Raw genomic sequence first — 19,665 nt, 5'->3', positions numbered from 1 at the left:
GCTGCAATAAAAAAGGAACCCGGTTCTCTACCGGATTCCAAATGCTGGTCGAGGTGACTGGATTCGGGTGTTGGCACACTGTACCCGCGTTCCGCGAGTCCCTGCGGTACTTAAGGGGGAGAGGGGAATTTTGTGTTTCTCCCAACCTGCACCGGCTGGTTCTCACCCAGTCACCTTTAGCCGCAATAAAAAAGGAACCCGGTTCTATACCGGATTCCAAATGCTGGTCGAGGTGACTGGATTCGAACCAGCGGCCTCTACGTCCCGAACGCGCTTGTAAAACCGGCGCGGAGCCTAGAGCCATGCGGGTGTTGAAAATACACGATGCCACATGTAAGCCACATGGCAATAATTTACTGAAACTAATATAGCGTAGGAAAAAACAGAAGTCAAGTATTGAGCGCTTCCAACAGTGCCAAATGTGACGATAGAAAAGCCCACCGGGTTAATCCGATGGGCCTGTGTCTTTGTCTATGGGTTGAGGGTATATTTTAACATAATTAGCTTGTCTGGGATAATATAATGATAAAAAGAAGTGATATATAAATGTATTAAGTACCTTCTGTTTTAATGGCGTATTATCGATCAAATTTTAACGCGCTTGACTATAATACCATTATGAAAAGGTAAAGTCAAGGGAATTTTTGCTGTTTCCTATTGATAAAAACCAAACTATGGTATATTATAACAATACAGATGTAATCATTCAATATTTTGCAAATATACCTGCTAGAATCCACACACAAATTATTGCTTTGCTACGCAATAAACTTGATGTGCAGTATAGATTACATAAATGGAGCCAAAACTAATGGGAGATAGAATTAATTTAATAGGTTATCATGCCACTAGTTTGAATTGCGTTGGGAATATATTAGAGAATGGATTTAAAACGAGTTCGAAAAAAGGTGAGTGGCTCGGTTTTGGGGTATACTTTTGGGATAACTTGGATAATGCCGAATGGTGGATTGTAGCTGGAAATGTTGATAAGTCTAGCCCACCCGCGATTATAACCGCAGAGTTAAGCTTGCCTTCTAAAAACTTTCTTGATTTGGATGTACCAGCGAACATGGATAGATTAAGAGAGTTTGCTAATGATTACAATGCTGAGTCTAGCATATCAGGCAATGCTAGGCCTGATTTTAAAGGGAAGAATCAACTCAGAAACTTTTATTGTAGTTTATTTAAAGAGCTATTTGATATAAAGCTAATTAAATTTACTTTTTCATATACGATTTACAATTTAGTAGGATTTCCAACAGGCGAATTTGAAAGAGTTCAATTGTGCGCATCCGACAGTAGTGTAATACATATAATAGATATAGGAGGTGCGGATTGTGTTGTATAATGAACAATTGATGAGAAAGATCTGTGCTCAGTATAACATTGAAGTTATAGAGGAAAAAGGTGCTCCCACCTTTAATGGAGAAAAAATCACCAAAGAAATGATAAATGAGATTCTATCTGACCATAAAGGAATTACTCAACAAAGTATAGATTTTAAAATTACGTTAGCTGTATCAAACAGGTTTAAACTATCCGGAAAGTCGAAGTTTTTCCCAAATGATTCTAATTCTGATTTTGCGGCCTAAAAAGGAGCGGAAGGATAAGCTAATGAATGAAATAAAAACCAATTTAGCGAGTGGGCTAAAATTAAAAAGGTTACTTTTTAAGGATCTAGATTTTACAAGGGTAGAATCAGAGATTGACAACGTAGAATTACAGATGAAAATATCGAAAGACGCAGAACTTTTGAGCGATTCGGATTGCAAAGTTACCCTAAAGATCTTAATTTATACCGAGAATAAATCTATTACAATAGGTGCGACTATGATCGGCTTCTTCGAGATAAAAGATAAAGTGGATTCTGCATTTGCTCGTCACATTATGGAGACTAATACAATCGCAATAATGTTTCCATATCTCAGAAGTCAAATATCGCTAATTACGACACAACCTGACATGTCACCTATCATTATACCCGCACTTAACATAAACAAATTAACCAAATCCGATGATACAGATTTATAATCCCCCGTCAGCCGATAGGCCAGCGGGGGATCGTCATATCTATACGTTATTTATTATCGTCTGACACTGCCGTATCCTGCTTGACCTCCGCTGCCTGATCTGCGCCGGTCTGCGCAGCTTCGGCGGGTGCAGGATCTACTGTTCCAATAATCTCACCAGCTCCGATTGGCAGTGCCTGCGCCGCCTTGCTCTCAACCTGTGATTTCAAACTGCCGACGATCTTCATCAGGAACGGCGGCAGCGCGACGCCGATATCGGATATGTTTTCAAGGATACTGATAATTTCATTACAAATCAGCCACACAGCTACAAGGCAGGCGATTCCATACCCAAATGGTAATGTGCGCCCAGTTTGTGCAAATCCGTATGTAATCAATCCGTCAATGATCGCTCCGACGACTACCAGCAGCCACATACAAATCTTTTTTGCAATGCCACGGAATCCAACATAGCTGCTAATTTTCTGATTACGATACTTTGCTGCAGCTAGACCGGTGCCGTAGTCAATGATATTGCAGCCGACCAACAGGAGCACCGGCACGGCCAAAATACCCAGCCATGCCGAGAGTGCCGTGAATATCGCGATAAAGGTTGCTTTGATTTTGTCCATAGATCTTGTACCCTCCAATTTTTATTTTATATTGACTGCAAACAGCTTTTTACCGTTTGCAAACACGCCTGCGCCGGTTCCGGGTTTTCCAGCAGCTGTGATTTTTATGTAATAGTCATTGCCGGACTGCCTGACCAACTCTTGGGTTAGCACACCGGCGGTACCGACTGTGACAACCGGCGGGATGACCGAAGTCAACTTCAGCTGATATGTTGCGCCCTGCCGCATGACCATGTCACAGGTTGTATCGCTCTTGACTTCTATTTGGCCCTTGATTCCGGCAATGATAGCGTCATAGGGGAAACATGCCCCCGGGCAGCACGGCTTTGTCTTTGGAGCAATGTAGCAATGCCCTGTGATATGTTCCCGGTCGATCGGGATCGTAATACCGTAAATGCGCTTGACCTCAGAAATTATGTATTTATGCAGTTCTATGCTTGCCGCAAGCTGCGGAGCTGTCAGCACCCCACCGCCCGCATTGACATGCTCGATACTGACCGTGTATAGGTTTGCATTGACCTTTCTGTCACGGACGGTTTTCAGTTTGCTGTCCCCAGAATATGGATTATTGCCGGGCTTGGTGGTTGTCCCGTTTCCCCATGCAGCTTGTCTGATATCGACGCACTGATATACGGTGCCGTCCAGATCAACCACGAAGTGTGCAGAGGCCCGATCATTTACCGTAAACTCGTTCAGGGCCATACTCACCTTATTGCCGCCGGTGATATGATTGACTATCATGTTGGGAGCCCACGCCCCGCGGCTGTTAAAATTCTTGCTTGGCTTTTGAATTATGTTCATTCTGCTGCCTCCTCATTAAGTACCTGGTGCACGATATCCTGTAAATTGGACAACGCCGGTACCTTGTCCTCGGTATATGTTCCCGCGCGGATCAGCTGCACCCAAATGGCCACAAGCCCGGAATTTTCGGTGAACATTACGCAACACCCCCCGCGATTAAAATTGAAAGCTCCGCGATAGCCTGTTCCTGCGTCTCGACTCTTTCTTCTATTGTCGGTTGCTGTGCCGCCTCGTCAGCTGCGGCCTGATCTGCGAGGATTTGGTCGATGTGGTTCTGTGCAGATTCTTCGATTGTTTCGCCCGGGTATGGAATATAACCATCTTGAACAATCCACGGCACCCCATCACGGAATATGGTATATCCCTTGTCCGACACTGTGTAAGATAAATTCATATTATCCCTCCTATTGCGCTGAACGCGCTAAATTCCACTGTGTTCCGTCCCCTAGATAGAGAGCGGGGAACGTGATATTTCCGTCCTTGAACAACATACAATTTTTGAAATCCACTGGAATGCCATCAACAACTTTTCCGGAAAATAATTCGGCCGTTAATGTGGTATCTTTATATATCCTGTAAAAAATCACTGATGGAGAATCGGCATATTGTTTGGCTGTCAATTCTAGGCACTCCATGGTTGTGCCAGAGGCGCCGCTCACATATACGGAATCGGCATACAAAAACGCACTAATAAAATATCCGCTCGTATTCATACTTTGCAAATTGCGGTAAGTATTAGTAGAGGGGTTGTAGGCTATCGCCATCGATAAATAGCTGGAAATCGCTTTTCTACCACCGAATATGAAAATCTCGTCACCCACCAAAACGCATCCGCAGTTTGCACTAGCGACAGACATAGCGGCTATACTTCTATATGTATTGGTTGATGGGTTATAAGCTATTGCTGAACTCAAATAGTTTGGGGATGAAAATCCGCCGAAAATAAAAATTTCATTACCGGAAGTAGCACAACAAGCATACCCTCTAGTTTCTGGCATACTCGCCAAGGTGCGGTATGTGTTAGTTGAGGGTTTATACGCTATAGCTGTTCCAATAGACGCGGAAGAACCAAGTCCACCAAAAATAAAAATTTCGTCGTTATAAACTGCACAACATGCATTTTCTCTGACTCCACCTGACATAGTGGCAATCGTACCGAAAGTATTAGAAGCTGGGTTGTATACTATAGCTGTGTTTAACACCGAATCGCCGTCAAACCCCCCGAAAATGAAAATCTTATCGCCATAAGTGGCGCAACATGGGTATGATCTGGCCGGTGAAATTTTCGCTAGTGTAGCATAGGTATTTAGCGCCGGGTCGTATGAATACGCATTAGACTCTGAAAATATAAAAATTTTGTTATCGTATACATCGCCTACTCTTGCAAATAAAGATATAGGAGCTGTGGCTACCAAACTAGGATTTTGCCATTGTTCTGCCGCCCATACATTGGAATCAAAAACAACCTTTTTAATTGATTCTTTGGAGGCTGTTTGAAGCAACACACCGTCAAATATATCAGTGGGCAAATCAGGCTGGCAAAGAACATTCAGCTTTAAGTCGCTCCCGCCGCCACCCTGCGCGGTATTAATAATCAAGATACATCCCCCCTGATGGTTACCGCAATGGGTATGTCAATCTCCGGCTTATCCCCGTCAGCCAGTAATGTAAGGCTATCAGTGCCCTGCCCGCCGCCGCGGATGAACGCCGCCCGCCACGCGGCCCACTGCGCTGCTGTCGCATCCGTTGTTGGTTGTACCTCAATACGAGTAGGCTCGGATTTTGCCCCCGTCACGCTGACCGTGATGCTGTACGGCGCTTCGCTGCCGGTCCAACCGGATGTCAGGAGGGTTGAGGTGGCAGAGGTGGATTTATCAACAGTTTCATTGAACGCTTCACTGATTCTGCTTTCCAAATCGTTAAGGTTCGCGGCATTGATTTTGTCACCCTCTACCGATACATTTCCCTCAGCACGGGTCACGTCATATGTGTTTGCAATTCCGGTACTGTCCAATCTGCGCCGATTTGGAAATTCGGAAAGCCGGTCAACCCATGTTTTTATGCTGAATGCCATATCTTAAATCACTCCTATCAACTGGCCGGAATAGGTTTCCCCGGCATAATTTACAGCGCGCGTATTGTCGTCGTGCAGGGCTCGCAGATCATGTATAATCTGTTCAAGGTAATTTACCTTGTGGTATTCGTTTGGCGGTGTGGCGGGCGTGTCTGGCGTTGTCTGATATACCATGTAAGCAGCGCGGAGCGTTTCGATATTGTTTCGGATTCTCTCTGTTTCGGAAGTGGTGGGGAAGTCTGTACGAGTCCATTCTCGGGTGATGACCGTTACCCCGAACACCCCGGCCAGATAAGAACAATTCTGCTCAATGCGGTTGAGATCATCAGCTTTGTAATGCCCTTTTGAGGTCTGGCCGTCAATATCAGCTTGCGTTCGGTCGAATACTGGATTTATCCACATAATCACATCACCCCCATATCCTGCCCGGCATAGATTTCCCCAGCGTAATATGCCAGTACGATATCAATGCCGTTGCCGATGAGCGTTGCATTGGCCACAAACCCACCCACAAGGTCAATGTCCATGCGTTCAATTACGTCCATTGTGTACCCGGTTCCATCGCTGTGCTGCAGGGCGACCTTTTCGCCCGCCCGCTCCTTGTCGAGGATGATCGGCGCGGTTGTCTGGTATCGGAGTTGGTAATAGTCGTAAAGACGTTGCGCAATCGTCAGGGCGTTCGCGACGGAAGCCAGCGTGGCGTTTTCAAACTTTATGACGTTCCGTGCTGCGCCGGCTGGGAGCTTTTCGGCTGTCTGCAGATAGATCACCGGGTGATCTTCGTACTTTCTCCCCATGACGATAACTTCTCCATCCGTTTCCACGGATACAACAACATAATTCGAATGCTGTTCGGTTATTGTGCCGCCGGTGATGGACAGTCCCGTGCAGGCCGCGTCAAACTGGATTTCATGCGAACCGGCTGCGAGTGTGCCTTGAAAAATCTGCTCTGCTTCGGATTTTAGCACATAATTGTGCGCCGTCAGCGATACGTCTGAGATATATGATAGCAGTTTCACGGAGCCGCCGGAAAACTTCCGGGAACGGGGGATAAGGTGGTTGTATGTCGGCGACTGCGAGTAAATGCGGATCGTGCTGCCCCGGCTGTCGTCTACAATGGCGCCCGCTGCAAATGCGACTTGCTGCAGAGCGGTTCGATGCGTAGCAATCGGTAGCCAACCGGAGAGGGGGGTGCTGCGGATTGCGTCTTCAACCGTATAATCCACCCAGCCGGCGGACTGCATGATCGCGTCTATGATATTTCCCGCAGGTTCGTTTACATAAATCTGTCCAAGCTTAAAGTCTGTTTTATCCAGTTCGCCGATGCTGTCGTTGGCCGTAAACTGTCCGGTTGATGCGTCGGCACTTTGCCATGTGGCCAGCCTAAAGGTGCCCATTTCAATGTTACCCGTATCGGGACTCTGACGAATGTGGACTTTTTGCCCTTGCTGAAGCAATTTATATTTGCCCTTTGGATTCATTAAATTAAAATCATCCGTCGGGCTGTGCAAGGTGAAATTAGCCATGTTAATGCTGAGAGTGTTGGAAATCAGGTCAACCTCTTCGGTGATTTTCGCTTCAACGACCGACTCCCCGGAAAAACTCAAATAAGTGCCATAGTCGATAGCGCGGAGCTTAACATAACGGTACGGTTTTGCGGTGCGTTTGAAGGTGATTACGATCTTTCCGAAATCCTCGACCGGGCAGTCGCAGAAATAATTTAGTACGTCCGGCTGAAAGTCTTTGCTAATGATGAGCGCGTCCCCGAGTGTAAACCACTGGATATTGAGAGAGTCAGGGAAGTCTGGCAGGAAGTAGAGCGTCAGCCCGGCGCAGGTGTGCTGCTCCGTGAACAATATTTCCAACACCGGAGGATTTTCAAACACCCCGTCTGCACCAGACATGTTGCTCCAATACCCGAAATCCATGTCGGATGGATTATCCGGAAATAATTCGAAGCTGCCGTCCAGCAAGAAGAAATCATCTTCCAGTGTGGCGTATTTCGGTACGGTCAGATCGTCACGCTTCAGCTGCGTTGCATCCGTAAACGGCAAAATATCTGTTGCGGTCGGGGTACTGTCTTTTTTAGCGGTAACGTCGATTAAATCCAATATGATTTCGGTATCTTCCAAGTCATCACTTCCTTACGCTGGTTTGCGAGCCGGGGCTTTTGCGATAAAATCAACCGAAAGGTTTTTCCAGTAGTTTTCACCCGCTTTTTGCATCAGCAGTTCGTCGCTGACATCGGAAAAGTAGGCGGTATAGGTATAGAGCCCGTTTCCGTCGGGTACGGTTACAGTGTGATATTCAACCGGTTCGGTGAGCTTATCCCATAGTTTTTGATAAGCAATACGCCCAATCGTAGTGCTGCGCCCCAACTTCAGTGAATAGTTGAAATAAACTCCGATCAGCTTTCGATTCAAGTTGCCGTCTTCGGTACGCTTGGCAAATTTGTCGAGAAACTGCCCGTTGCGCTTTAAACTTACAATCGGGATATCAAAAGTAACCCCGTCAATTATAACCATCAGCGCCCGCCTCCCGTTGCCATTACAGGACCGACCCTGCGGTTGTCCTGCTCAATTTCAAATTTCATCCACCTAACAAGCCCGGCGTCGTTTCCAGACGCAATAACTCTGACCTCGGGGCTAAAATTGATTTTGCTTAATTCATCCGATACGATACTGCGGATAAGGCCTTCCGGCGCTTCGATGTTCGTACCGCTGCGCTGATCTCCAAGGATTGCAGCAAATTCAGCTCGCGGCGGGATTACTGCGCCGGTGGCAAGACGGGGAATAGACAGACGCCCCATTTTTGGAATGTCAAAGCCAAAGGACTGACCCCGCATATCTCCAAAAATATCCCAGTCCGGAATATCAATGTGAATACGGTTAAGCAATGTGATAATAGAGTTAATACCGTCAATAAATCCATTTATGAATCCCTCTACTAATCCGATCATGAAATTTATTGAAGATTTGAACCCATTTTCAAGCGGAGTAAGTACGTTATCCTGAAACCATTTTGCAGCGGAATTCCACGCATTTTGAATCCATGCCCATGCCGCGGCACCGGCTTCCTTAACTTGATTCCAATGTGTGACCAGCAGAACGACGATTGCAATAACTGCGGCGATAGCGAGTATAACCAAACCAATAGGGGAGGTAAGGAAAGCAACGGCTGCGCCGAAAGCAGTGGTTACGGCAGTGGCAATAACACAGATCGCATTCCATGCGGTTACTGCTGCTGTGGCGGCCCATTGCGCGACGGCATCGGCTATTTTGGCAGCGGTCGTAACGACCCACTGGGCCGCATTGGTTAGTAAGGCGGCGGTACTTTGTGCTACGCTTACAACAAAGTCTTTCGCGTACATAGCAGTAAGGGCGATGGTTTCAGCCTTATCCGTTAGTTTTGCCACGGTGCCCGCGATAATGGAACCGGTCAAACTACCCAAAGCTGCAACAACTCCACCAGACATTTGGATAAAAGCGAGTAATTCAGTGGCTTTCCATGCCGCAAAAAATGCCCCTACCGTAATCGTCGCGCCCTGCACTACACCCTGATTTTGATTAATCCAGTCAGATACGCCACCAAGAGCGTCTTTTATACTGGTCAGTACGCTTACGATGACACCACCTGTCCACTCCGCCAGAGGCTTTAAAAAGTTATCGAACAACCACAATGCGAGCGGCTGCAGAGCGGTGATAATACCATTTAAAATATTGATTCCACTTGCGAGCGCGTCCAAAAATAACGGAATAATGTTATTATCTTTCCAGACATCAAATGGAACGAGTACATTTTCATAGAACCACAGTAGCCCTGAGCCAACATTGATTGCAAAGGGTGTGAGTGCTTCCCAAACATTATGTAAAGCGGTATTGATTTTGTTCCAGTCTACCTTAGACATGCCATCTTTCATGGCATGGATGAATCCCGGTATCCCAACTCCCAGTGTCCATTTGCCGACGGGCACTAAAAAGGTGTTATAAAAATCAAGTAAGCCTTGCCACGCAAATCCGCCGAGCCGCTGAAACTCCGTCCACAGCCCTGCGAGTGTTTCTTTTGTAGGGCCGAGTGCCTTGTCGATATCAGCAAAAATTCCCTTAATCACGTCCGCGGCGGCTTGTACCGCAGGGCTGACCGTAACTCCTGCACCAAGCTCCTGATCGGCGGTAACTCCGGCGGCACCTGTGGAAACATCCGGTGTGTTTTGATCTGCTGCTGTGCTGCCGGTGTCCTGCTGCAGGACGTTCAGTTCATCGAAACTGGCAACACTGTTGTCAGCTGCTTTTGCTGCTTTTTTGGTGGCATCAGCCAGTTTGCTCTGTGCTTTTGCGGCGTCGTTAGAGTTCGATGCGATATTACTCGCTGTGTTCGCCACAGCCTGCTGCTGGGCTGCCTGACGACCAAACAGTGCGGTTGTTACTTGTGCAAAGAGGTTCGCCACACGGGTAAGTGCTGTGATGATAGCATTCAGTCCCGGCAGGACAGCCTGTGCCATAGGAATAAGAGCGTTGCCGATTGCAATCTTGAGGTTGTTGAAATTGTACCCAAGTTTTAAAACCTCTCCGGAATAGGTGTTTGCGATTTTTGCCGCGTCACCAGTCTGAAAGCGGGTTTCCTGCATGATTCCGGTAACTTCGGCCTGAATCTTCTGCTGCTTAGTCAGGCTTTGGACGCCAACGCCAATACTCGCTGCATAGTCAGCCCACATGACAGATACGTTTTTTGTAACACCCGCATTATCAACCAGGATGGAGTTTTCATTTTTCAGACCTTCAGTCGCAGATGATACGGCTTGCCCGAGTGTGAGGCTTGCTTGCCGGCCGAACGCCGCGGAATCTTTCAGAGCCGTCAGCGCTGACTGAATCTGCGGGTCAGTATAACCGCGCATTGCGAGGTTTTTGTAGGCTGTAACAGCGTCGGTGGCAGGGATAAGACCATCTGAAATGTACTTTTGCAGAAACGCCTGTGAATCGGCAAAACTACGCCCTTGCCCGTCTACAATACTTTGCAATCCGATCATAGCATTGGACAAATCGGTTGATGCCTTTATGGATGCCTTACCAAAGTTTACAATTGTCCTAACACTGAAAACAGTGGCCACAATAGCGGCAAGCTTTTTCAAAGAGCCGCCGAGCCCGTCCATTTCAGAACTTATTCCTCTTATGCCCCGGTTAAACCCTGTGCTGTCGATGCGAGTATCAATGTTAATGCTGCCATCAAATCCGGCTGCCAATGCTATCACTCCTTAAAAAGCGATAACCATCGGCACATAATGGCACTACTTGGTTACTTGCTGAGTATTTTTAAAATTCGGTGTATGTTTTTCTTTCGCGTTCGGAATTTCTTAGCGTAGAGGGCCAACCAAACCAGTTTTCGCGTTTTGGGTTTTCTGTATATGCGCTGGAGGTACAGTTTCCACAGATTCGCTGTATCGACAATCCATTTCTGAAGCTTTTGAACAACGTCGTTAACCCATTGTAAAATAGGCTCAATAATGGGTCGGAAAGCCTCCTGAACTTCAGCTGCGAATGATTCACAAGCAAGACTGAGCTTTAACAGACAATAATCTGTGTAATCATTCGGGTCTTCGCTCGGGTTCATTTATCGCTCCTCCAATCTTGACTTCAAACAGTTTTTTGCAGTTACGCCCTTTGCATCGGACGAACACCCCACGGCAAAGAGCATCTTCGGCATAAGCGACGGGCATTTCATAACCACAAAATGGGCATTTTATTTTTTCGATACCTACCACCCGCCTTTTCTCAATTTTTGCACATAAACCGGTGCAGTTATCTGCGAATATAAACAGCCCGGACATTACTGCCCGAGCTGCGCCATAAAATCATTGATCGCCGACTGTTCGTCTGCTGTATAAACTTCCGGCAAATCAACGATATGCCGAATAGACCTGTACCATTCCTGCTCTTCCTTGGTCAGCTTACCTTTTGCTTTCTGTTTGCGCAGATAAATCAGTTTGCAGAAAAAGCAATCCTCATTGAGGTCGAGAAACATATAGCTAAATTTCCACCAGTGCAAATATTCAACCTGTGACAGATCGATGTGATACGTCTGCTCGACTGCCGACATGATGTACCGCGCATCCTGAGTAAAACTATAGTACCGTTCGCTGTCAGTGACCCCGGTGAAGCTGCCGTCTGTGGATTCTTCGCCACAGTTCAGAAACTTCACGGCTATTTCCGCCGCCTTGGCCCGATCCGGCGGAATAACGGGGTAGAGCAGTTCCAGCATGACACACTGTTTCTCAAATCCGGTCAAGTCCGGGTCCTCAAACGCCGTCATGATCTGCAGCCCAACGCGATAACCAGTGTTGATCTCGTATTCCGCACCGTCGATTTCTGCCCGGGTTGGCAGGCCATCAATCAGGACGTTCATTTCAGCGCGCCGCGCTTTGCGGGTTTCGTGGTATATTTGCCAACCTGCTTCTCGCGGGCCTTTTGCACAAACGGTGTGATTCCGGTAAAAAACTGCTCGAACATGTCAAGTGTGTTTGCGTCACCGAACGCTGCCTGGCTGGTTCCGACGCCAAAAACCGTGTCGATTTTTTCGCGGAGGAAATCACTCGTTTCGCGCAGGAGTGAGAGCGATGCACCAAAGTTTTTCGGAATTCCCATCTCATTAACCGAGGTATCCCGCTGCAGCGCTTTGGCTTTTTCCTGATATTCCTTTTCCTTGGCTTCAAACTCGCCGAGCAAGCCATAAAACCGCTCGGCAAAGGAAATATCGGTGGGGTTAAAAGCAATCACCCGAGAGGGATCGTCATTGATGCACAGCCGAACTTCGCCGGTGTCAATGCGTAAGCTGTCCATGAATTATGCCCCCGTTCCGGTTGCCGTAAAGGTTTTAGTCGACGGGTTGAATGTACCTTTAACCGGATCACCGACCATATTTACGGTGTAATTGATTTCCACCGACTTGCCACCGTCGCCGCCGAAGTCATCGATCTGGATTGATACAGCGTTTTTCTCAGCGGGATATGCGCCAGTCGCCTCCGTGCCGTACAGATTGACCAGTACGATATCGGAGCGTGCGTCGCCCATCACGGCGCGTTTCTGGCGCAATCCATCGACGTAATCAAATACTGCGTCGCCCTGGATCGCCGTCTGCTGGGTAGAAATTTTAGGCTTGTAGCTTTCGACATCGGTCGTGCCACTATCTTCGGAGACATAGGTTTCATCGGAGGTTTCCGGACCGTAGTCGACTTTCTGGCTGGTAATTCCCTGCCCCATCAGTGCGTAGGCAGCGGTTTCGGTGGACGGAGCTGTGTTCAGAAAGATTGCAAACAGCGACCTTTTGATTTTTCCTGCCATAATATCATCCTTTCATTTCGGTATAGGTTAATTTACAAATAATCTGATAAATACCCGTTTGGTCGTTTTCGTCGCGCTGGTACAGGTAACCCCATGATGCCGCCTCAATGGATTCGGAGGTTTTTTTTGTTCCGAGATCAGGCAGATTATTGTTATCTGTCTGATCTTCAAGCCACTCGGCAAAGTTTTCGAAAAATCCATTGTTGCTGATCCGAGCAAGGTCGTCTACTGTAATTTCACGCGACGTAAACGCAAACGGATACTCCCGTGTTTTATTTCCTAAAATGTCGGTTTCAACAACGCGGGCGCCGGGAAGAGGGTCGATGCTGTAATTGACCGTATCCGCGCCGAGACTATCGACATTGAGATCAGCTATAGCGTTCAAGTGCGGACAGGTGGCGATAAAAGTTTTAAGAGATTCGATGATGCTCATTTATTGCCGCCTCCTGCTATTCTCTTTGCACCATTTACGATCTGCGTGCCGTGAATTGTCTTCATCCGCTCAAACCAATACGCGCCGCGCTGTGGGTCGTACGGGCGGCTCGTGGCTGTATCATAATACTGCGTTCGTGCGTATGGAGCGATCCAACGCACAAGACCAGTGCCAATTACAGTTCCGAGTTGGCCGGATTTCATCAGCATACTGGTCCTTAATGGGACAAGCGGGGCGGACAGGCGCAGAATTTCACTGTCAACATACTGCTGTGCACGCGAGAAGCGCCCCGGCCATTTATTTTTGAAGCTGCTGTTCCATGTGAGCTTTGCTTTTCCTGCCTTGGTGATGATGATTTCGCCTTGCGGCGTTTTGATTTCAGGACCGTCCATTACTTACCACCAACTTCCCAGTGGTGCATGGCCGCGCTTCCAAAATCACAGGCCGTAACGCTTGTGATGGTCAGCGCGTCGTAGTTGGTTGTCAGCTCCGCAATAGACCCACCGGGAACTAGCACAAACGGGCACTCACCTTTAACAATAAAATCCTTTTGCTTGATCTGTAGCGTCCACGCACCGGTCGGGTAGGCCTGATACTCGGCAGGTGACTTATATGTCGCGCCGCCTGAGTCCACCGAGAATGGGACAAACACCCGCGCACTGTCAACCGATGTTGAACCGGTCTTATTGACGTTTTTTGCCTTGGTATCCTCCCATAAAACGCCGCGTAAAACAGTGCGATTATACCCGGCCTTGGTGTAGTTGTAGATCGTAACGGTATGAGGGAAAATCATACAAACACGCTCCTGTCCATTAATCCGGTATAAATCAAATAGGGCCTCGCGGCGTTTTCCATTGCGGATTCTATCGTGGCGCGTATGATGTCAGTGTCTTGGTATGTTCCACTCCATCCGCCAACGCTTTCGCTTTTGAACACAGCCACCGTGACTTCCTGTGCCTCTGATGTTTTATACTGTTCCAATACTTCCGCAACGGCACAGGTGGCGTTTTTCACGGCATCCGTTACGGCCCATCCGGTATTAAGGCGGTTATAAGTGATCTGATCGATAAAAAGGGACGCCCGCCGCGCTAAGGCGGCAAAGGCGTCCTGAGAAATCGATATACCTCCGTAAATGTCTGAATAGTAGGCGTAATCAGCATAAGGCGTCGTCACTCCCTCCAATCAGGCCGCGTGCATTACTGCACGATCGGCAGAGTGATGGTCTGCGCGACCGGCGCATTTGCAACGGTGATGGTGGCGGACTGGGTCACATATCCGGTCTTTTTGACGGTTGCCGGGTAAGTACCAGCACGAAGATTGAATACTGCGGTACCATCGGCAGCGGTCATCTTCTTCGCTCCGTTAACGTCAATTTTTGCGCTCTCAATTGCAACCGGAGTTTCGGCGTTGTCGTTTACCGTAAATGTCACAGCATAGTCAGTGGCCGGGGTAGCTGCTTCGAGGTATGCAAACGGAACGTTGACGCGGTCACCATTCAGACGAGTAGCCGGATTCGGCAGCGCCCAGCCGAGACGCATCACGACACGCAGTGCGACCATATCCTGCTGCGCGAGGTTATAGACGATCTCTTTTGTAACCGGATCCTGAATAACGCCCTGATCGAGCAGCTTGACAGTAATGTCCTGACGCATGGCATAGACGGCCTGCGACCAGTCACCAGCAATCATCTGCGCTACAGAGGCATCAAACGCCCCATTCTGCGGGAAGGTGAGCGGGGTGCCATCGAGTGCATACGGGGTGCTGCCCTTCATGTCGGACAGGAACAGGGGACGCTGGTTACCGTCTTTCAGGCCGCGAAGCGCCGCACGGGTCCTGATGGCAGCCATGATGCCGTTTACCATATAGCCGGCGTCCTCAACTTTGGAAATAAGACCGCCGACGCCCATGATATTGTCATAGGTGATGCCGCCGGATGCGGAAACATTGTTCCCGGCCTGCCGAGCAAGCGTGATGATATCGTTCTGCCACTCATTCGGGCGGTTGACACCGAACGCAATAGCCTGGTCGATTCTCTGACCGATAGCCTCATTGACACGCGGGGTGACTTCGCCCATGATGTCATAGGACGCGTCGGACAGTACCGCTTCGGGAATAGGTACGATAACGGCCAGTTCAGCGGCGGTCAGATAAACGTTATCCCATGCCTGCTGAGAGGTCTGCTTGAATCCGGTGTCGCCGTTTACCCAGTAGGCGAGGGGCAGCATGTCAAGCACGGGGATTTTTGTTTGTTTGCTGCTCATGTTGGGCAACTTTCTCATTAGGGAAAGCACTGCGGATTGCTTCGGGGCATCCTGAAAAATGGTGGTCACGAGCTGTTCCTGAATGAGGGATTCTGCCTGAGCTCTTGTAATCATAAATTAATCTTCCTTTCAGATGGTTGTGCCAAGCGCCTCACGGATGGCGGCGTTGGCTTTGTCGTTATTTCCTGTTGTAACTGTCTGCACGCCGGGTGTCCTGCTGGAAATGATCGGCGGCTTTTCCTCAGTGTCAAAGAGGAACCCGCTTTCTGCCTTGATGGTGTCAAGCTGCTCTTTCAGGCCAAGAATGTTCTCGCCGTCCAGCTTCAGCGCGTCAGTTTTCAGATGCGCTTTTACCGCCACCACGTCGCGTACTTTTGCAGATTTGAGAGCGTCGTTCAGCGCATAATTAAATTTCAGCGCGTCGAGTTGCTTTTGAGCATCCTGCTGGGCGGTATCGGCCTTGGTTTTCCATTCGGGATCGTACCCGACCAGCTTGGTATTTGCGGTATCAAGCTGGGTCTTGAAGCCGTCCCGCTCAGTGGTCAGGGTGGTAACGGAATTCTGCAGTTTGGTAAGTTCTTTACCGTGCATCTCAAAAACTTTCGATGCCTGATCCTCTGTCAATCCGAGCGCGGTTAATTCTTCTGTTTTCATGTTGTCCTCCGTCACAGCTAAGCGTTTTAGGTGGTTGCTGTCACCTGCTGCTCCACATTTTAGGCCGGTGGATAGGCCGATTGTATTAAAAAACGCCCCGGTTTCCCGAAGCGTTTCTCAATCTTGAATTTTGGGTATAAGAAAACCGCCGACACTGATGTGAAGGCGGTTCAGTTATTAAAATAAATGCTGTCATAGACTTTTTGCGCTTCCCTGCCAAAATCGTTATAGTCCTGATAGTGAGGTGGTGCAAAACCTTTTTCATCAATCAACTCGTATAGAGGGTCGAGCACATCGTCAAGGTTAGAAGCGCTTAAGAGCTCACCAGCGTTTTTAAAATTTTGCAGTATAAAATTACGGTCTTTATCTGTAAATTTCAGCATTTGCTTTCCCTCCTTATCTTGGATTTGTCTGAATCAGACGTTCATCACGAATACTGATTGTTACTGTAGCATTCTTTCCAAACAGCGTTTGCCGAATGTCCCCATTCTCCATATTATGGACATCCCCCAGCTTTAGCGGATGAATGAGTGCATCCTTTGCATCTTCAATCGATACCCCACAGCGTTTCCCGGGATGCGGCGTGGAAACCTGACCTATTACACGGTCGATAAAGTGCGTTGCATAGGAATGAATTTCAACACCAGTCGAAGTGGTAAGACCCAAAATATCGGATTCAACCCGATGCGCTGTATCGGTATACTGCTTCAATCCAACCAAGGGAGATATATCCCCATTATCGACGGCATTGCTGTAGCCTTTTAGAAGCTTGTAGGCAGGAGAATTATTATACTTCTCTTTATAGTATTTTGCAAGAGAATTCGGAGCAGAATCTTTTGCACCAATATTTTTCACCCATTGCTGATAGCGCTGCTCAGCGGCGTGCCGCGCGGATTGCGCAGGACTGCGCCCGAAACTGATAACCTGTTCGCGCTCACGCTGCCGATCAAGCCTGGTTTGTTGCAAGAAGTCTTTTAATTCCGATTCCTGCCGCTTCAGCTTGACGGAAGAATCGTTGAATTTTTCTTTCAGAACGTTCCGAAGTTCGTCGCTGTCAGTAGATTTGACACCCTCATCATAACCAGCAAGCTCGCGCTTGGTTGCTCGAATTCTGCGCTCGTATGCACGCTGCATCTGTGTAGCGTCATAGTAGCTGACATTTTGGTCATTGTAGGTAACCGTGTGGCTGTTGTACTCCTGAATCTTGTTCCGTGGATAAGCCGATTCGGAAAGGTCCTCGAAGAAAGGGAAGAAGCTGTGCCGGCAGTTCCAGCCGCAAAGCCCTGCACCGGTGCCATATCCTGTATTTTGTTTAAAGTCTGGATACTTTCCGCTGCCGGATCGGCTGAATACCTTGCCTTGCCATATTTGATGTGAGGGACGTGCCCCTGCGTGCGCTGTCGTTTCCACAAGATCACAGCCCATATCGTCAGCATATCGCTCAGAAATCTGCGCGGATGTCTGGCTCACGCCGGTCAATACCGCTCTCCGGACGGCAACGTCTAGCTTATCAGTGTGTCCAGTGGGATAGAGTACCGTCGTACCAGACTGCGCAGCGACGCGCACGGCGTTACGGATTGCGGTCACATAATCAAAAGCGCCGCTCTCCACCTGCATTTCTGCGAGTGTGACGGCGTTTATGTATGCCTGTTGCGTTGTCGTTGCGGTAGTCAATGACAGGTTTTTAAGGTAGCCTTGTGTTTTTTGTATACCGGCCTGCAGTACCATTGCTGCAGCAGGAGATTGCAGACGTGGCAGTGGAGTAAGACCGGCAGCCTCGTAGATAGAAAAGTCGTATTTCAGCGATTCGATTCCGGCATCTTGAAATAGAGCACGCACTTGCGGCTCACTGGCGTCGGTCATCTGCGACACTTGCCGGATAATATCCTCATACAGCAGCCCGGATTCCTGCAATCGCCGAATCTGCCAGTCTGCGGTAGAGGAAACGCCGCCAGTTTTGACCAGGCGCCGGACAATGTCGCGGGTGATAGTTTCGTCCAGCTTAGAGTATAGCTCGACGATGCCTTCCGGGGCGGATTCGAGATATTCAGGCGTTAACACTGGAATCACCTTCCCCGAATCCGAACGGGTCAGTCAAGCTACTCTGAGTTTCAGCTTCGATTGCCTTGGCGTCATTTTCGCTGTACCCCTCGAATTCGACTAGGTACCGCCAGAACGGAAATTTCCCGGCAGTGACATACTGCCAGAACATTTGCTTGCGCTGAGTGGGGTCGTTAATGATGGAGTCATCCCAGTCATACGCGACTTTATAGCTGCCCTGCGGAGCGAGTTTATACAGGGTGGACAGTTTATCCATTGCGTAAATCAGGTCGTCCAGAGAGTTTTCAAGCGCTTTCTGGATATCCTTAACGGTAGCGTAGCTGCGCTGCTTGCTCGACCTGATTTCCTCGGCGGTCTTTTCGACCACCTGCGGATCGGAAATCGTACCGTAAGCAAGACCGCATTGGTATTCGATCTTCTGTAGGATGGTGTTTAAACCGTTTTTGAGTGAAGTATCGCGGAGAGTAGGGGAGAAAACCTCATAGAAATTTTTCTCCGAACCCGCGCCATGATAAGAGGATCTGCGACGGTATAATCTTTCCTGTCGCTTTGGAAGTTTAACCCCTTCCTGTTCACTGTGTTTGAATAAATCTTCATCTACATCAACGGCCAATTCGCCGCCCTCGAATTCCCACAGAAACCGCCCATACTGCTCGTCTGCATCGTGGATAGTATCAACCGCCTCCGCATATACGGACACGCCCAAAGGGGAATGACGGTCGACGCGGTTTGCCAGCGGAATGCGGAAATAAGCAAACAGAGGTCGATCAACATTTTCTATGCTCGCCTCCGGTGCGATTTGCGCCCACTCAGGGACTTCCGTTAGGTCAATCGGTGAACCAAGCGTCGCAGATGAATTACTCTTGAATGCCCGATTTTCAATCTTATGAACACCGTTTGCATACTCGTGATGTTCGGCCCGGGTGTAAATTACCTTTTTACGGATGATCTGCTCTGTGAAGATCGCCCCGGTCATCCGGCCAGAGCTATCAAACGTAGTGGGGTAGAAGCAATCACCCTGAACAACGTCAATTGAAAGCCCGTTGTCACTGACGTACGGCTTGAAGACGACTCCACCGAGAGCACAGCCAGTTTCCACATAGTTGCGCAGCTTGTCGAAGAATGAATTCAACTCATTCTGCAGGAACGTTGCGCGTCCGGATCCAGTGACAGATACCTCCATTTCCAGCGTAACCAACCGGGAAAATTCGGAGGCGATTGCGACAGGCAGACGTAAGCTGTGCAAATCTTTTCCGCACCACGGGCCGCCGTCTTCATACATTCGGGTCCACAAGTCGATTGCGGAACTCATTTTATCCGAAATTGCTATGTCTGAAACGGCGCTGTTTTCATCAAACATTCGATCAAGCAAGCTACGCAGCCATCGAAGCATTTTTTCAAACATG

The 19,665-nt window shown here is 48.5% G+C and carries 27 protein-coding genes; 4 read left to right on the top strand and 23 right to left on the bottom strand.

From position 1 onward, the window contains the following. The 4 genes from J5W02_RS14060 to J5W02_RS14045 form a co-directional block, all read left to right on the top strand. A partial coding sequence (locus tag J5W02_RS14060) for a hypothetical protein (protein ID WP_219966335.1) occupies nucleotides 1-236 on the top strand: 236 nt, incomplete at its 5' end. Between the two features lie 575 nt (nucleotides 237-811). After that, complete coding sequence (locus J5W02_RS14055; RefSeq protein ID WP_219966334.1) at nucleotides 812-1,348, top strand: hypothetical protein; 537 nt, start codon at nucleotides 812-814, stop codon at nucleotides 1,346-1,348. Then, complete coding sequence (locus tag J5W02_RS14050; RefSeq protein ID WP_219966333.1) at nucleotides 1,338-1,592, top strand: hypothetical protein; 255 nt, start codon at nucleotides 1,338-1,340, stop codon at nucleotides 1,590-1,592. Before J5W02_RS14055 ends, J5W02_RS14050 begins: the two co-directional genes overlap by 11 nt. A 22-nt stretch (nucleotides 1,593-1,614) precedes the next feature. Continuing rightward, nucleotides 1,615-2,031, top strand: a complete 417-nt coding sequence (locus J5W02_RS14045; RefSeq protein WP_219966332.1) for a protein-export chaperone SecB — start codon at nucleotides 1,615-1,617, stop codon at nucleotides 2,029-2,031. A gap of 46 nt (nucleotides 2,032-2,077) precedes the next feature. Here the strand turns inward: J5W02_RS14045 and J5W02_RS14040 are convergent, their stop codons facing one another. The 23 genes from J5W02_RS14040 to J5W02_RS13930 all read right to left on the bottom strand — a co-directional run bounded on the left by J5W02_RS14040 (nucleotide 2,078) and on the right by J5W02_RS13930 (nucleotide 19,664). Next, the gene (locus tag J5W02_RS14040) at nucleotides 2,078-2,641 is read right to left on the bottom strand and encodes a phage holin family protein (protein WP_219966331.1); all 564 of its coding nucleotides are present in this window, start codon (nucleotides 2,639-2,641) and stop codon (nucleotides 2,078-2,080) included. Between the two features lie 21 nt (nucleotides 2,642-2,662). Next, nucleotides 2,663-3,442, bottom strand: coding sequence for an N-acetylmuramoyl-L-alanine amidase (locus J5W02_RS14035; RefSeq protein ID WP_219966330.1), 780 nt, complete (start codon nucleotides 3,440-3,442; stop codon nucleotides 2,663-2,665). Then, nucleotides 3,439-3,579: a hypothetical protein gene (locus J5W02_RS14030; RefSeq protein WP_219966329.1), complete on the bottom strand. Its 141-nt coding sequence runs from the start codon at nucleotides 3,577-3,579 to the stop codon at nucleotides 3,439-3,441. Before J5W02_RS14030 ends, J5W02_RS14035 begins: the two co-directional genes overlap by 4 nt. Next, nucleotides 3,579-3,836, bottom strand: a complete 258-nt coding sequence (locus tag J5W02_RS14025; protein WP_219966328.1) for a hypothetical protein — start codon at nucleotides 3,834-3,836, stop codon at nucleotides 3,579-3,581. Before J5W02_RS14025 ends, J5W02_RS14030 begins: the two co-directional genes overlap by 1 nt. Before the next feature lie 10 nt (nucleotides 3,837-3,846). Further along, on the bottom strand, nucleotides 3,847-5,040 hold the full coding sequence (locus J5W02_RS14020) for a Kelch repeat-containing protein (RefSeq protein WP_219966327.1): 1,194 nt from the start codon (nucleotides 5,038-5,040) through the stop codon (nucleotides 3,847-3,849). Further along, nucleotides 5,037-5,516 carry a hypothetical protein gene (locus tag J5W02_RS14015; protein ID WP_219966326.1) on the bottom strand — a complete coding sequence of 160 codons (480 nt, stop codon included), beginning with the start codon at nucleotides 5,514-5,516 and terminating at the stop codon, nucleotides 5,037-5,039. Before J5W02_RS14015 ends, J5W02_RS14020 begins: the two co-directional genes overlap by 4 nt. Nucleotides 5,517-5,519: 3 nt before the next feature. Next, the gene (locus tag J5W02_RS14010) at nucleotides 5,520-5,918 is read right to left on the bottom strand and encodes a hypothetical protein (protein WP_219966325.1); all 399 of its coding nucleotides are present in this window, start codon (nucleotides 5,916-5,918) and stop codon (nucleotides 5,520-5,522) included. A gap of 2 nt (nucleotides 5,919-5,920) precedes the next feature. Beyond that, nucleotides 5,921-7,648 carry a hypothetical protein gene (locus tag J5W02_RS14005; RefSeq protein ID WP_219966324.1) on the bottom strand — a complete coding sequence of 576 codons (1,728 nt, stop codon included), beginning with the start codon at nucleotides 7,646-7,648 and terminating at the stop codon, nucleotides 5,921-5,923. 12 nt (nucleotides 7,649-7,660) lie between these two features. Beyond that, entirely contained in the window at nucleotides 7,661-8,041 is a 381-nt protein-coding gene (locus J5W02_RS14000; protein ID WP_219966323.1) for a hypothetical protein, read from the bottom strand. After that, complete coding sequence (locus J5W02_RS13995; protein ID WP_219966322.1) at nucleotides 8,041-10,764, bottom strand: hypothetical protein; 2,724 nt, start codon at nucleotides 10,762-10,764, stop codon at nucleotides 8,041-8,043. The genes J5W02_RS14000 and J5W02_RS13995 overlap by 1 nt, the downstream gene beginning before the upstream one ends. A 44-nt stretch (nucleotides 10,765-10,808) precedes the next feature. After that, entirely contained in the window at nucleotides 10,809-11,123 is a 315-nt protein-coding gene (locus tag J5W02_RS13990) for a hypothetical protein (protein ID WP_219966321.1), read from the bottom strand. Nucleotides 11,124-11,339: 216 nt separating this feature from the next. Beyond that, the gene (locus J5W02_RS13985) at nucleotides 11,340-11,915 is read right to left on the bottom strand and encodes a bacteriophage Gp15 family protein (RefSeq protein ID WP_219966320.1); all 576 of its coding nucleotides are present in this window, start codon (nucleotides 11,913-11,915) and stop codon (nucleotides 11,340-11,342) included. Continuing rightward, a complete protein-coding gene (locus tag J5W02_RS13980) occupies nucleotides 11,912-12,349 on the bottom strand; it encodes a hypothetical protein (protein WP_219966319.1) in 438 nt (145 codons plus the stop codon). The genes J5W02_RS13985 and J5W02_RS13980 overlap by 4 nt, the downstream gene beginning before the upstream one ends. A gap of 3 nt (nucleotides 12,350-12,352) precedes the next feature. Next, nucleotides 12,353-12,850 carry a phage tail tube protein gene (locus J5W02_RS13975; RefSeq protein WP_219966318.1) on the bottom strand — a complete coding sequence of 166 codons (498 nt, stop codon included), beginning with the start codon at nucleotides 12,848-12,850 and terminating at the stop codon, nucleotides 12,353-12,355. A 4-nt stretch (nucleotides 12,851-12,854) separates the two neighbouring features. Further along, a complete protein-coding gene (locus J5W02_RS13970) occupies nucleotides 12,855-13,283 on the bottom strand; it encodes a hypothetical protein (RefSeq protein ID WP_219966317.1) in 429 nt (142 codons plus the stop codon). Further along, entirely contained in the window at nucleotides 13,280-13,675 is a 396-nt protein-coding gene (locus J5W02_RS13965) for a minor capsid protein (RefSeq protein ID WP_219966316.1), read from the bottom strand. The genes J5W02_RS13970 and J5W02_RS13965 overlap by 4 nt, the downstream gene beginning before the upstream one ends. Beyond that, nucleotides 13,675-14,076 (bottom strand): hypothetical protein, encoded by a 402-nt coding sequence (locus J5W02_RS13960; protein ID WP_219966315.1) that lies wholly within the window; start codon nucleotides 14,074-14,076, stop codon nucleotides 13,675-13,677. The genes J5W02_RS13965 and J5W02_RS13960 overlap by 1 nt, the downstream gene beginning before the upstream one ends. Beyond that, nucleotides 14,073-14,456 carry a head-tail connector protein gene (locus J5W02_RS13955; RefSeq protein WP_219966314.1) on the bottom strand — a complete coding sequence of 128 codons (384 nt, stop codon included), beginning with the start codon at nucleotides 14,454-14,456 and terminating at the stop codon, nucleotides 14,073-14,075. The genes J5W02_RS13960 and J5W02_RS13955 overlap by 4 nt, the downstream gene beginning before the upstream one ends. Nucleotides 14,457-14,479: 23 nt before the next feature. Beyond that, nucleotides 14,480-15,658 (bottom strand): phage major capsid protein, encoded by a 1,179-nt coding sequence (locus tag J5W02_RS13950; protein ID WP_219966313.1) that lies wholly within the window; start codon nucleotides 15,656-15,658, stop codon nucleotides 14,480-14,482. A gap of 15 nt (nucleotides 15,659-15,673) precedes the next feature. After that, a complete protein-coding gene (locus tag J5W02_RS13945) occupies nucleotides 15,674-16,198 on the bottom strand; it encodes a phage scaffolding protein (RefSeq protein WP_219966312.1) in 525 nt (174 codons plus the stop codon). 170 nt (nucleotides 16,199-16,368) lie between these two features. Continuing rightward, nucleotides 16,369-16,581 carry a hypothetical protein gene (locus J5W02_RS13940; protein ID WP_219966311.1) on the bottom strand — a complete coding sequence of 71 codons (213 nt, stop codon included), beginning with the start codon at nucleotides 16,579-16,581 and terminating at the stop codon, nucleotides 16,369-16,371. Nucleotides 16,582-16,594: 13 nt separating this feature from the next. Beyond that, nucleotides 16,595-18,259 (bottom strand): phage minor capsid protein, encoded by a 1,665-nt coding sequence (locus J5W02_RS13935; protein ID WP_219966310.1) that lies wholly within the window; start codon nucleotides 18,257-18,259, stop codon nucleotides 16,595-16,597. Then, entirely contained in the window at nucleotides 18,246-19,664 is a 1,419-nt protein-coding gene (locus tag J5W02_RS13930; RefSeq protein ID WP_219966309.1) for a phage portal protein, read from the bottom strand. Before J5W02_RS13930 ends, J5W02_RS13935 begins: the two co-directional genes overlap by 14 nt. Nucleotide 19,665: the final 1 nt, after the last annotated feature.

The sequence above is a fragment of the Caproiciproducens faecalis genome (genome assembly GCF_019448085.1).
Lineage (GTDB): Bacteria > Bacillota > Clostridia > Oscillospirales > Acutalibacteraceae > Caproiciproducens > Caproiciproducens faecalis.
The sequence above is the reverse complement of the archived record's forward strand: the minus strand, read 5'-3'. Positions and strand labels throughout refer to the sequence as shown.